Raw genomic sequence first — 13,236 nt, forward strand, 5'->3', positions numbered from 1 at the left:
CCGCGGGCGGTGCCGCCGGGCCCTGCGGAGCCCGCGGCGCCCCCGGAGCCTGCCGGTGCGGCATCTGCTGGGTGGCTCCCGCCGTCTCGCCGCCGGGCTCGCTGCGGAAGAGGCTGTCGAACACGTCCGGGGTCTGGCGCCTCCCGGCCGCCGCGCCGGTGCCGTACGGCTGCGGGGGCACGGGCCCCGGCTGCTGCGGCTGCGGGGGTACGGGCGGGAGGTACTGCGTGGCCTGGGCGTCCGGTCCGGCGGCGGCCGACACCTCGGGCGGGAGGGCACCCGGTACGACCGGCGGCAGGAACTGCGTGGCCGCCTCGGCCGCGGGGGCGGGCGCGTCGGTGACGGGCGGTATGAACTGGGTCGCCGCCTCGTCCACGGGAGCGGCGGGCACCGGGGATATGTACTGGGTGGCGGCCTCGGCGCCGGTGGGGAGCGCTGCGTCCGGGAACGCGGACGGCAGGTGGCCCGCCTGCTGCGGCGCCCCGTACCCCTGCGCGCCGTACGCCGGGGGCTCGGTGCCGTACGCCGGGGCCTGGGCGCCCTCGGGCGGCAGCGGCCCCGCACCCGACGACTGCCCCTGCCCCTGCCCCTGCCCCTGTGACGCATCCCACCCCTGCGCGCCCCACTGCGGGTCCTGAGGCGGCGCCGGGGCCGGTACCGGTGACGGCGCCGAACCCCAGGACTGCTCCCAGGACGGGCCGCCGGCCGGGGCCGCCTGCTCACCGGGGAGCACGGGCGCACCACCGTCGGAGGGCAGCACGATGCCTTCGCGCGGGATCCGCGCCGAGGGCTCCTCGCCCTGTCCACTCTGCGTCACCGGGACTCCTCCTGATGGGGGACCTGCCGAACCGTCGGCTCACGCTACCGGGTCCTCACGACGCGGTGCCACGCAGCACACGGGCACCACACGGTGACGGATGTCCCCGGTGGCACGGTCGGTTCCCGGCAGGAGGCGTGAGCGGCCCGCGGAGCCCCCCGGGCGGCGACCGGGAGGTCACCGCCCGTTCCCCAGGCGCCCGTTCAGGCCGCGACCTGGAGGTCCACCCGTGCGCCGAACTCCCGGACCACCGCCTCGTCCCGGAAGGGCTCCAGCCGTTGCTGGAAGTCCTCCAGGTACTCGGCGCCGCGGCCCGACCGCAGGGTTCCCAGCAGTTCGACCGCCTGCAGGCCGGTGTGGCACGCCTGTTCCACGTCGCGCTGCTGCACCTGCGCGGTGGCCAGCAGGACCAGTCCGATCGCGCGCCGCCGGGCCCGCGACTCGGGGTGCTTGGCCAGGGACTCCTCGGCGCTCCGCGCGGCCGCCGTGCCCTGCCCGAGGTCGCGGTGGCAGTGCGCCAGTTCGTCGGCGAGGTAGGCCTCGTCGAAGTGCGCGATCCACGCCGGGTCGTCGCCGGACTGCGCGTCGGCCCCCTCCAGCGCCTCGACCGCGCGCCCGGCCGCCTGCTGGGTCGCCTTCGCGTCCCCCAGCAGCGCGTGCCCCCGCGCCTCCGCGGCGTGGAACATGGACTCCGCACGCGGGGTAACACGTCCCCGCGCCCCCTCCTGCGCCGCGCGCGCCAGTTGCGCGATCTCTCTAGGGTTCCCGAGCTGCGCCGCCAGGTGGCTCATGGACGCGGCCAGCACGTATCCGCCGTACCCGCGGTCGCCCGCCGCCTGGGCGAGCCGCAGCGCCTGGATGTAGTAGCGCTGGGCGAGGCCCGGCTGACCGGTGTCGACGGCCATGTACCCGGCGAGCTCGGTCAACCGTGCGACGGCCGCGAAGAGTTCCCGCCCGACCGCCTCCCGGTACGAGCCGGCCAACAGCCCGGAGACCACACTGTTCAGGTAGTGCACGACGACCGGGCGCACGTGCCCGCTGCCGTACGTGTGGTCGAGGTCCACCAGGGCCTGCGTCATCGACTTCACGGCGGCCACGTCGGCGGCCCCGACCCGCGGCCCGGCCGAGCGCGCCACCTGGGAGTCCGGCACGGAGATCAGCCAGTCACGGCTCGGCTCGACCAGCGCGGAGGCGGCGACCGAGGACCCGGAGAGGAAGTCCCTGCGGCCCACGTCGCTGCGCCACAGCTCGCAGACCTGCTCGATGGCGCCGAGGACGGTCGGCGAGAACTGGAGGCCGACGCCGGAGGCCAGGTTCTTGCCGTTGGCCATGCCGATCTCGTCGATCGTGACGGTACGGCCCAGTTTGCGGCCGAGCGCCTCGGCGATGATGGCGGGCGCGCGCCCCCGCGGCTGCTGTCCGCGCAGCCAGCGCGCCACGGACGTCTTGTCGTAGCGCAGGTCCAGACCGTGTTCCGCGCCGCACATGTTCACTCTGCGGGCGAGCCCCGCGTTGGAGCAGCCCGCTTCCTGGATGAGCGCCTGGAGCCGTTCGTTCGGCTGCCTGGCGACGAGAGGCCTTGCGGCCATTGGCGTAACCCCCTGTGGCTGCGGTGCCTGCCCGTGCACCGAGTTGACGTGCCTTCACCAGCTGTTCTCCCGTCGGCGCCGCCCGGCGGTCACCCGCGTACCGCACCGCCGCGCGCACCGGAGGGAGCCGGCCTTGAAGATCAATGCCCCGCGGACATACCGAGAATGCGAGACTTACGAGGATTGCCGGGGTAAAGGCGGCTACCGTCCCCCACACGTGGTTACCCGGCGTCTGCCACTCTTCCTCCCGCGCGCCCCCACATGTGCACCCATGCGCCCCGGGCACCGGAGCGGTGCTCCTCCCCCGCGCACGCGACATCCGTAACCCCTGCTGACGGCTAGAGTTGTGTTCATCGTGGAAGAGACCATCGCGGGCCCTGAAGCTGCCCAAATTCCGATGCAGCGCGGCGAAACGCTTTCCGAAGCCGCCGTACGTTACGCCGAGGAGCGCCACTGGGACGTGTTCCCCGGGACCTGGCTGGAGGACGTCGACGGGGTCCAGCGCTGCTCCTGCGGTCAGCCCGCCTGCGCGGTCCCCGGCGCGCACCCCGCGCGCGAGGACTGGGCGGGCCAGGCCACGGGCAGCGCGACCGTCGCGCGCCGGATGTGGTCCGAGCAGCCGGCCGCCTCGATCCTGCTGCCGACCGGCCACACGTTCGACGCGATCGACGTGCCCGAGACCGCCGGGCTGCTGGCGCTGGCCCGGATGGAGCGGATGGATCTCACGCTCGGGCCGGTGACCTGGACGCCTGACCGGCGCATGCAGTTCTTCGTGCTGCCCGGCGCCTCCGTGAAGGTGCCGGAGCTCGTACGGAAGTTGGGCTGGTCCCCGTTGTCCCTCGACCTGACCGCGCTCGGCGAGGGGCAGTACGTGGCGGCACCGCCGACGCGGTACGGCTCCCGGGGCCCCGTGCAGTGGGCGCGCCGGCCCACCGCGGCGAACCGCTGGCTGCCGGACGCGGAGGAGCTCATCTCCCCGCTGGCGTACGCGTGCGGCCGGGACGGACGCCGCTGACCCCGGCGCCCGCGGCCGGCGCGGCCCGCACGAACCGGTGGTCGCACCACCGCCGGATGCCGCCGCCCCCTCGTATCGTGATCGCATGACTGAGGGCGCAGCGGGCGCGGCCGCCGTACGCGTGCGGGGCCTGACGAAGCGGTTCGGGGAGCAGACCGCCGTCGCGGGCATCGACCTGGAGCTGCCCGCCGGCCGCTTCATCGGTCTGGTCGGGCCGAACGGCGCGGGCAAGACGACCACCCTGTCCATGCTCACCGGTCTGCTCCGCCCCGACGCGGGCACCGCCGAGGTCGTCGGGTACGACGTGTGGCGGGACCCGGTCGAGGTGAAGGCCCGCATCGGCGTCCTCCCCGAGGGGCTCCGGCTCTTCGAGCGGCTCTCCGGCCGGGAACTCCTGGCCTACACGGGCAGGTTGCGCGGACTGCCCGGCGCCGAGGTCGACGACCGGGCCGCCCAGCTGCTCGACGTCCTCGACCTCACGGGCGCCCGGCACAAACTCGTCGTCGACTACTCGACCGGCATGCGCAAGAAGGTGGGCCTCGCCGCGGCCCTCCTCCACAACCCCGAGATCCTCTTCCTGGACGAGCCGTTCGAGGGCGTCGACCCCGTCTCGGCCCAGACCATCCGCGGCGTCCTCGAGCGGTACACCGCCTCGGGCGCCACCGTCGTCTTCTCCTCCCACGTCATGGAGCTGGTCGAGTCGCTCTGTGACTGGGTCGCCGTCATGGCCACGGGGCGCATCCGCGCGCACGGCCCACTCGCGGAGGTACGGGGAGACGCGCCCTCGCTCCAGCGGGCGTTCCTGGAACTGGTCGGCGCGGGTGGCCGGAGCGCCGGCACGGACCTGGACTGGCTGGGCGGCGGAGCGCGATGAGCACGGTCACTCCCGCGCGCACACCGGCGGGCGCACCGCCCGCGCCCGCGGTGACACCCGTCGTCGTCCGGCTCAAGCTGTCCCTGCTGCGCAACGGACTGCGCCAGTCCGCCGGGCGGCGCGTCGCGTACGCCGTCTCCGTCACCCTCGTCCTGTTCTTCGCCGCACTCCAGCTGCTCGTCCTCATCGCGCTGCGGGGCACCGGGCACGCGGCCTCCGTCACCGTGCCGCTGGTGACCGTGCTGGCGCTCGGCTGGGCCGTGATGCCGCTGTTCTTCCCCAGTGGCGACGAGACGCTGGACCCGACCCGGCTGGTGATGCTGCCGCTGCGCCCGCGCCCGCTGGTCCGCGCGCTGCTGGTGGCCTCGCTGGTGGGCGTCGGCCCCCTGTTCACGCTGTGCCTGCTCATCGGCTCGGTGATCGCGGTGGCGCGCGGACCGGCCGCGTACGCGGTCGCCGTCGTCGCCGTCCCGCCGGCGCTGCTGGTGTGCGTGGCCCTCGCCCGTGCCGTGGCCACCGCCAACATCCGTCTGCTGACCAGCCGCAGGGGCCGTGACCTCGCCGTACTGAGCGGGCTGGTGATCGCGGTCGGGGCGCAGGTCGTCAACTTCGGGGTGCAGCGCATCGGTTCGGCCGGGCTCGGCCGGCTCGCCCCGGTGGCGGACGTACTGGGCTGGGTGCCGCCCGCGTCCGCGATCGGCGCGGTGGACGCGGTGGGCGACGGGGCGTACGCCGGTGCCGCGGCCCGGCTGGCCCTGACCGGGCTGGCCCTGGCCGCACTGCTGGCCCTGTGGACGCGGAGCCTGACCCGGCTGATGACCTCACCGGACGGCTCGACCCTGCCCGCCGCGGAGCGGGGCGCGCGGGACAGGTCACGTTCGGCGGGCCTCGGCCGCCTGCTGCCCGCGGGCCGTACCGGCACCATCATGGAGCGCAGCCTGCGGTACGTGTGGCGGGACCCGAAGACCAAGGCGGCGTGGGTGACCTCGCTGGCGATCGGCCTGATCGTGCCGGTCCTCAACGCCGCGCAGGGCACCGGCTCGATCTACTTCGCGTGCTTCGCCGCCGGGATGCTCGGCATCCAGATGTACAACCAGTTCGGGCAGGACACGTCCGCGTTCTGGATGGTCGCCCTGACCATCTCCTCGCCCCGGGACGCGTACGTCGAGCTGCGCGGCCGGACGCTGGCCCTGCTGGTGATCACCCTGCCGTACACCACGCTGGTGACCGTGCTGACCGCCGCGCTGCTGGGCGACTGGCCGGCGCTGCCGGAGGCGCTGGGCCTGTCCTTCGCGCTGCTCGGCGCGATGCTGGCCACCGGCGCCTGGTCCTCGGCCCGGTTCCCGTACTCCGTTCCGCAGGAGGGCCAGAAGAACGTCGCCGCCGGGCAGGCGGGCCTCGCCTGGATCTCGATCTTCGGCGGGATGGTGGCGGCGGCCCTGCTCTGCCTGCCGGTCATCGCCCTGAGCATCTGGCTGCACGTGTCGGCGGGCGGCGCCGGCTGGACGTGGCTGCTGCTGCCGCTGGGCAGCGCGTACGGGGCGGGGGCCACGCTCCTCGGCCTGCGGCTGGCGGCTCCGCGGACGGCCCGGCGGCTGCCGGAGATCCTGGCGGCGGTCAGCAAGGGGTGAGGGTCCGGGGGACGGCGGAGGGTTACTGCGGCCCCTGGTACGGCTCGGGTTTCCGGCCCTGCTCGCGCTCCGGTTCCTGCGGTTCCGGTGCGTCGTCCAAGCCCCAGGGGTCGCGGAGGCCGTCCAGGAACGGCTCGATGGCCGTGCGCCAGGCCTCCGGCTGGTCGTAGTGGACGAGGTGGCCGGCGTCGGCGACCTCCGCGTACTCCCCGCGGGGCAGGACGCGGACCATCTCCTGGGACTCCGCGCGGCCCAGCTCGCCGTCGAGGCCGCGCACGACGAGCGTCGGGCACCGTACCTGGGCGAGTTCTTCCCAGTGGGCGTCGTAGACCCATGCCTCGCGGGACCTGAGCATCAGCTCGGGGGCGAAGACGGGGCGCCAGCCGTCCGGGCCCTCGTGCATCACCTCGGCGTAGAACTCACCGCGGGCCGGATTGCGGCGCTCCACCCAGGGGTCGTCCTCGCCGAACCACTTGCGGATGTCGGCGAGCGTGGCGAAGGGCAGCGGCCAGGCCTTGAACCAGTCCTCCCAGTCGCGCTGCGAGGCCGCTCCCAGCGCCGAGGCGCGCATGTCGCAGATGACCAGTCCGCGCACCAGTTCCGGCCGCTTGGCGGCGAGCTGCCAGGCGGTCAGGGCGCCCATGGCGTGGCCGATGACGACGGCCGGGGCGAGGCCGAGCTGTTCGAGGGCGGCCGCGGCGTCGTCGACGTACGCCTCGCGGGTGTACTCGCCCTCGGCCGGCTTGTCGCTCTGGCCGTGACCGCGCTGGTCGAGCGCGACGGCGCGGTGCCGCTCGGAGAGCCAGCGGGCGGTGGACGCCCAGTGCGAGGCACGGCCCATCAGACCGTGCAGCAACAGCACGCCCGGTGCGCTCGCGCCGGAGCCTCCGTGACCGCCCGTCCCCGTCCCCGGCGGATCACCCTTCGGCGGGTCGGCGAACTCCCAGGCAGCGAGACGCAGGCCGCCCGCTCCGGTCACGTCGATGCGTCGCACCATTGGCACCCCCCAGGCTCCGCCCGAACCGTACGCTCCCGCTCGAGCCGGCCGGTCCGCTCTTCCTCACCGCTGTCGTGTCGCTGCTTGCCGTCCTGCGCCGTGCCGTCCCGCACCGGGGCACATGCCCCGGCCGCGTATGCGGAGTGCCCTCGTCCATGCGTCCCACACGGTATCGAATAAGTTTTCGAAAGAGGGCTACTCCGCAGCAACACCCCTCGTTCGAGTGACCCCCCTCAAGGATTGCCCGACGCCGCCGAGGGGAGATCTTCTGCGGGGGGCGGACCGCTCGGGGAAAACGGTCCGCGGGGAATGACCCTGGGAGCTCGGGGCTCCGGGTCAGCACAGGGGAGGACAGGCCCCGGCACCAGATGGTGCCGGGGCCCTCCCACGTCTACGCGGCACATCCTCGCCGCCCCCTCTCCGGCCACCGGGACACCGCTGCCGCGGGCGGCCGCGAGTCCCCGGTCATATGCCTCATGCGCAAGCCTTGCATGGGAAAGCTCGGAGCGCTGCGATTCGACGTACTGGATCTTGAACTCGGTTCGACGCCCCACGGGCCGCCCCACGGGCCGCCCCACGGACCGCGCCGTCGGCCGCCGCGCCGTCGGCCGCCGCGCCGGTCAGCGCTTGGCGACGAACACGTGCGAAGCGGTGTCCGACTCCAGCTCCGCGGCCTCGCCGCCGCTGCCCACGAGCACTCCGCCCGCCGACTCGGTCACGCTCACCACGGAACCCGGCTGCACGCCCGCCCGCCGCAGCGTGTACATCAGCTGCGCGTCCGTCTGGATCGGCTCGCCGATGCGCCGCACCACGACCGTCTTGCCCTCCAGGCCCGGGTCGAGATCGGCCAGCGACACCATGCCCTCGTCCAGGAACGGGTCCGCGACCGCCTTCTCGCCCAGCTCCTCCAGGCCCGGGATCGGGTTCCCGTACGGCGACTCGGTCGGGTGGCGCAGCAGCTCCAGCACCCGGCGCTCCACCGCCTCGCTCATCACGTGCTCCCAGCGGCAGGCCTCGGCGTGCACCTGCTCCCACTCCAGGCCGATCACGTCGACGAGCAGACACTCGGCGAGGCGGTGCTTGCGCATCACGCGCGTGGCGAGCCGACGGCCCTCGTCCGTGAGCTCCAGGTGGCGGTCCGGGGCGACCGACAGCAGACCGTCGCGCTCCATCCGCGCCACGGTCTGGCTGACCGTCGGGCCGCTCTGATCGAGCCGTTCGGCGATCCGGGCGCGCATCGGGACCACACCTTCCTCCTCGAGTTCGAGGATGGTGCGGAGATACATCTCCGTGGTGTCGATCAGTCCGGACATACGTGCCCCTCGATGAGATAGCCGAGGGCTTGGCGGCTCTCGGCGTGTGCGCTGGCCCTGCATTCAATTCTGCCGGATACCACTGACAACCGTGCCGCGCCGTGGGAAGGCGACTTCCATGCCGCACCCGTGGTCACAGTGGCGGTCACGGCGACCGTCACACCGCCGTGCCGCCGTCCGACCGTACACCTGCACTGAAGTGCGGTGACGGCGCCCCTGATCAGTCGAACGCGGCAGGAGCGCACAGGGTTCCGGCCGGCCTCCCGCGCGCGGAGCGACCGTATTGACACCGCAGTGGTCCGGACCGCAACGTGATCCGCGACACGACGGGGAGCACCGGACCGGAAGGACCCATCGGGATGGGCGACGGCACGCTGGCGGAGCAGTTCTTCGACGCGGCGGCGGACCTGCTGCGGCGGGTGCGCGACGAGGAGGCGGAGTCCGTCGCGGCGGCCGGTGAGCTGATCGCCGCCACCGTGGCCGACGGCGGCCGGCTCTTCGCCTTCGGCGCCGGGCACTCCTCGCTCGCCGCCCAGGACATCGTCTACCGCGCGGGCGGCCTCGCCCTGATGAACCTGCTGCCGGTGCCGGGCGTGACCGGCGTGGACGTGGTCCCCGCGACCCTCGGCTCCGCGCTGGAACGGATCGACGGGCTGGCGGACGCCGTCCTGGAGACCAGCCCGGTCCGCGCGGGCGACCTCCTGGTGGTCGTCTCCCTCTCCGGCCGCAACGCCCTCCCGGTGGAGATGGCCTCCGGCGCCCGCGCGCGCGGGGCGAAGGTCGTCGGCGTGACCTCGGTGGCCTACGCCGCGCGGACCAGGTCGCGGCACGCGTCCGGCACGTTCCTGAAGGACCACTGCGACGTCGTCCTCGACTCCAAGATCGCCGTGGGGGACGCGGAGCTCACCGCCGAGGGGGTGGCGGCCCCCTTCGCCCCCGCCTCCACCGTCGTCACCACCGCCCTCCTCCAGGCGGTCATGGCCACGGCGGCGGGCTCCCTGGCCGCCCGCGGCATCGATCCCCCGCTGCTGCGCTCGGGCAACGTGGACGGCGGGCTCGACTGGAACGACCGGGTCCTGCACGAGTTCGGCGACCGGATCTTCTACCGGCGCCGCTGACTTCCGGCGCCGCTGACCCCCGGAGCGCGCGTACAACGATTTCCCTCGAACTTGCGGGAACCCGCTGTGTGCTGACTCACGTTCAAGTTGAATGATTGCGAAGGAGCGAACCACCGCGCCGAACGTGCGGACGCAGCCTGCAGGGGGTTCAGGTGAGTGCTTCCCGGCGTAGGGGAACCACGGACGAACTCGGGCCGGACGAGCCCGAACGCGACGGGTCCGATCTGCTGGCCGCGCTGCTCGACGGGATGGACGCCGCGTTGTGCGCCTTCGACGCCGACGGCCGGGTGACCCACTGGAACCGCGAGGCCGAGCGGATCCTCGGCTGGGCCGCCGCCGAGGCGGTCGGCCGGCACGGCTTCGCCGGCTGGGCCGTCCGGACCGCGGACGCCGCGGAGGTCGAGGAGCGCCTGATGGCCGCGATGCACGCGCCCGGCCGGCAGGTCCACGAGTTCGCGCTGCTCACCAAGGACGGCGGACGCGTCCTCGTCCGCACCCAGTCCGCGGCGGTACGGGGCGCGGACGGCAAGCCCGCGGGTGTCTACTGCGCCTTCAGCGAGGTGCACACGCAGATAGACCTGGAGCGGTCCATCGCCCTCAGCGAGGCGCTGTTCGAGGACGCGAGCTGGGGTGTCGTCCTCGTGGACGCCGATCTGCGGCCCGCCGTCGTCAACGCCCACGCGGCCCGCGCGCTCGGTGTCGGGCGCACGGCCGTCCTCGGGCGCCCCCTGGGTGAGCTGCTCGCCCAGGGCGTGGAGGAACTGGAGAGCGCCCTGACGCACGTCCTCGCCGAGGGCGCGCCGCCCGCGCCCTCCGAGATCTGGGTGGGGGTGCGCACCCCCGAGGGCGAGAAGCGGCGCTGCTGGCGCAGCGGCTTCCTGCGCCTCGCCTCCCCGCTCGCGGAACAGCCGGTGCCGCTCGGTGTCGGCTGGCTCTTCCAGGACGTCACCGACAGCAGGCAGACCGACCAGGAGGCCGCCCAGCTCCGCTTCCGCACCCATCAGCTCTACCGGGCCGCCCGCGCCGCCGCCGAGTCCGAGGACCCCGGGGAGGCCGCCACCGTCCACCTCGACTACGCGCTGGCGGGCTTCGCCGACCACGCGCTGATCGACCGGGTGGTGACGCACGGCCCCGAGGCGGGCGGTGAGGCCCCCGTGCGGCTGGTGCGCGTCGCCGCCACGCCCTCCGGGGCGCCCGGTCCGACCCACCTCACCGGTCACGCCGGCATCCCGGTCCGCTACCCGGAGGGCCACCCCGCCCTCCAGTGCGCCGGCCGCGCCGGCTCCGTACGCACGGGCGCGGGCACGGCCGCCGCGGAGGACGCCCGCGGCTGGGCCACCGCCCGGCAGTGGCCCGCGGACACGGTCCACGCCCTGTGCGTGGCCCTCCGCAGCAGGGGCCGCACCCTCGGCGTCGTGACCTTCCTCCGCACCTCCGGACGCACCCGCTTCGAGCGTGCCGACGTCCTGTACGCGGAGGACGTGGCGGCCCGGATCGCGGGCGCGCTGGATCTGGCGGAACTGGTCGCGAAAATCGGTTGAGCGAGCCGGGACCGCTTCCTAAGGTGGCGGTTACACAGAAGGGAGGTGATCGGGTAAATGACGAAGACCCGGACGCGTGAGGTGGCTGCGGGCTAGCGGCCCGGCACCACGTTAGTGCGGTGCCGGACCAGCGCGTGAGACGAGCGCGCAGCCGGCCCGATCCCAAGCAGTCACCCGACCCGCAGGCTCGCCGGTACGTCCGGCCGGCCCACGCCTTGAGGCGCGGACCAGAGCCTGCGGGTCGCCTGCTTTCCCCTCGGTGCCGAGCTGCCGAGTTGCCGACGGGTGCCCTTTACGAGGCGATGTCCTCGTACCCCGCGATCTCCCGCGGGTCGCGCGCCCCGGGGCCGACGTAGCGGGCGGAGGGGCGGACGAGGCGGCCCGTGCGCTTCTGCTCCAGGATGTGCGCCGACCAGCCGGCCGTCCGGGCACAGGTGAACATCGAGGTGAACATGTGGGCGGGAACCTCGGCGAAGTCCAGGACGATGGCTGCCCAGAACTCCACGTTGGTGGCGAGGACCCGGTCGGGGCGGCGGTTGTGGAGCTCCTCCAGCGCCGCCTTCTCCAGCGCCTCGGCGACCTCGAAGCGGGGCGCGCCCAGTTCGCGGGCGGTGCGGCGCAGCACGCGCGCGCGGGGGTCCTCGGCGCGGTAGACGCGGTGCCCGAAACCCATGAGGCGCTCGCCCCGGTCCAGGGCGTGCCTGACGTACGCCTCGGCGTCCCCCGTCCGCTCGATCTCCTCGATCATGCCGAGGACGCGCGAGGGCGCGCCCCCGTGCAGCGGACCGGACATGGCGCCCACGGCGCCGGACAGCGCGGCGGCCACGTCGGTGCCCGTCGACGCGATCACGCGCGCGGTGAACGTGGACGCGTTCATGCCGTGCTCGGCGGCGCTCGTCCAGTAGGCGTCCACCGCGGCCACGTGCTTGGGGTCGGGCTCGCCGCGCCAGCGGATCATGAACCGCTCGACGATGGACCGCGCCTTGTCGATCTCGCGCTGCGGGACCATGGGCAGCCCCTGGCCGCGGGCGGACTGGGCGACGTACGACAGCGCCATGACGGCGGCGCGGGCGAGGTCGTCACGGGCCTCCCCCTCCTCGATGTCGAGCAGCGGCCTGAGGCCCCAGACGGGGGCGAGCATGGCGAGGGCGGACTGGACGTCGACGCGGATGTCCCCGGAGTGGACGGGGATGGGGAACGGCTCGGCGGGCGGCAGGCCGGGGTTGAAGGCGCCGTCGACGAGCAGCCCCCAGACGTTGCCGAAGGAGACACGGCCGACCAGGTCCTCGATGTCGACGCCCCGGTACCGGAGTGCGCCGCCCTCCTTGTCCGGTTCGGCGATCTCCGTTTCGAACGCGACGACTCCTTCGAGTCCGGGTACGAAGTCGGACATCAGGCGGCTCCTCACGAGGTGAACGACGGCTGGTGGGGTGGGGGTGGTGATGCGGTGCGGTACGCGCGGCCCGAAGCGGTATCCCGGTGATGCCCCGTGCGGCCGACGGTCACCCAACCGGGACGGTGGCAGCAAGATAGCACTGAGTGCCACCCACGGGGAGTCATCGCGGCACTGAGTGCCAAGCCATGATGGTGAAGTCCGCCGCGCGCGCCGGGGCGCATGCGGCAGGATGACCACGTGAACGAGCGCGACACCGCTTCCCCGCCGTCCCGGCTCCCCGCACCGGACCCGGCCGCGATGCGCAAGCAGTACCGGGCGGAGGGCCTCGACGAGAGCGGACTCGCCGGGCACCCCATGACACAGTTCGCACGCTGGTTCCGGCAGGCCGCGGTCGAGGGCGCGGTGTTCGAACCGAACGCCATGGTCGTCTCCACCGCGGACGCCTCCGGACGTACGAGCTCCCGTACGGTGCTGATGAAGGCGTACGACGAGCGGGGCTTCGTCTTCTACACCAACTACGGCTCCCGCAAGGCACACGACCTGGCGGACAACCCGTACGTGTCACTGCTGTTCCCCTGGCACGCGATCGCCCGGCAGGTGATCGTCTCCGGAACGGCCCGCCGCACGGGCCGGGACGAGACGGCGGCGTACTTCCGCACCCGGCCGCACGGCTCCCAGCTGGGCGCCTGGGCCAGCGAGCAGTCGTCGGTCATCCGGTCCCGGACGCAGCTGGACGTGGTGTACGAGGAGCTGCACGCCCGCTACCCGGAGGGCGAGCAGGTGCCGGTGCCGCCGAACTGGGGCGGCTTCCGGATCGCCCCGCGGACGGTGGAGTTCTGGCAGGGGCGGGAGAACCGACTGCACGACCGGCTGCGGTACGTGGCGGAGCCGGACGGGTCGTGGCGGGTGGAGCGGCTGAGTCCCTGACCGCCCGGTGCCGGTCCG

10 protein-coding genes and 1 pseudogene are annotated in these 13,236 nt (G+C 73.9%); 6 read left to right on the forward strand and 5 right to left on the reverse strand.

Annotated elements, in window-relative coordinates:
* Both UW392_RS39315 and UW392_RS39320 read right to left on the reverse strand, forming a co-directional pair.
* A pseudogene (locus tag UW392_RS39315) lies at positions 1-817 on the reverse strand (hypothetical protein); the annotation flags it as partial.
* Positions 818-1,020: 203 nt separating this feature from the next.
* Positions 1,021-2,406 (reverse strand): transcriptional regulator, encoded by a 1,386-nt coding sequence (locus tag UW392_RS39320; RefSeq protein ID WP_320780040.1) that lies wholly within the window; start codon positions 2,404-2,406, stop codon positions 1,021-1,023.
* A gap of 355 nt (positions 2,407-2,761) precedes the next feature.
* Here UW392_RS39320 and UW392_RS39325 point away from each other — a divergent pair, with 355 nt between their 5' ends.
* The 3 genes from UW392_RS39325 to UW392_RS39335 all read left to right on the forward strand — a co-directional run bounded on the left by UW392_RS39325 (position 2,762) and on the right by UW392_RS39335 (position 5,926).
* Complete coding sequence (locus UW392_RS39325; RefSeq protein WP_414497021.1) at positions 2,762-3,421, forward strand: bifunctional DNA primase/polymerase; 660 nt, start codon at positions 2,762-2,764, stop codon at positions 3,419-3,421.
* 85 nt (positions 3,422-3,506) lie between these two features.
* Positions 3,507-4,295, forward strand: coding sequence for an ABC transporter ATP-binding protein (locus tag UW392_RS39330; RefSeq protein WP_320780042.1), 789 nt, complete (start codon positions 3,507-3,509; stop codon positions 4,293-4,295).
* The gene (locus UW392_RS39335; protein ID WP_320780043.1) at positions 4,292-5,926 is read left to right on the forward strand and encodes a transporter; all 1,635 of its coding nucleotides are present in this window, start codon (positions 4,292-4,294) and stop codon (positions 5,924-5,926) included. Before UW392_RS39330 ends, UW392_RS39335 begins: the two co-directional genes overlap by 4 nt.
* A 22-nt stretch (positions 5,927-5,948) precedes the next feature.
* Here UW392_RS39335 and UW392_RS39340 read toward each other — a convergent pair whose 3' ends face one another.
* Positions 5,949-6,923, reverse strand: a complete 975-nt coding sequence (locus UW392_RS39340) for an alpha/beta hydrolase (protein WP_320780044.1) — start codon at positions 6,921-6,923, stop codon at positions 5,949-5,951.
* Positions 6,924-7,543: 620 nt separating this feature from the next.
* On the reverse strand, positions 7,544-8,236 hold the full coding sequence (locus tag UW392_RS39345) for a metal-dependent transcriptional regulator (protein WP_320780045.1): 693 nt from the start codon (positions 8,234-8,236) through the stop codon (positions 7,544-7,546).
* Positions 8,237-8,595: 359 nt separating this feature from the next.
* Between UW392_RS39345 and UW392_RS39350 the strand changes: the two genes are divergently transcribed.
* Both UW392_RS39350 and UW392_RS39355 read left to right on the forward strand, forming a co-directional pair.
* Entirely contained in the window at positions 8,596-9,354 is a 759-nt protein-coding gene (locus UW392_RS39350; RefSeq protein ID WP_320780046.1) for an SIS domain-containing protein, read from the forward strand.
* A gap of 152 nt (positions 9,355-9,506) precedes the next feature.
* A complete protein-coding gene (locus UW392_RS39355; RefSeq protein ID WP_320780047.1) occupies positions 9,507-10,895 on the forward strand; it encodes a PAS domain-containing protein in 1,389 nt (462 codons plus the stop codon).
* 292 nt (positions 10,896-11,187) lie between these two features.
* Here UW392_RS39355 and UW392_RS39360 read toward each other — a convergent pair whose 3' ends face one another.
* Positions 11,188-12,288 (reverse strand): citrate synthase 2, encoded by a 1,101-nt coding sequence (locus tag UW392_RS39360; protein WP_320780048.1) that lies wholly within the window; start codon positions 12,286-12,288, stop codon positions 11,188-11,190.
* A gap of 222 nt (positions 12,289-12,510) precedes the next feature.
* On the opposite strand from UW392_RS39360, the gene pdxH reads away from it, so the two are divergent.
* Entirely contained in the window at positions 12,511-13,218 is a 708-nt protein-coding gene (gene pdxH, locus UW392_RS39365) for a pyridoxamine 5'-phosphate oxidase (RefSeq protein WP_320780049.1), read from the forward strand.
* The last annotated feature ends 18 nt before the right edge of the window (positions 13,219-13,236 follow it).

It is taken from the genome of Streptomyces sp. CRN 30 (assembly GCF_034105845.1).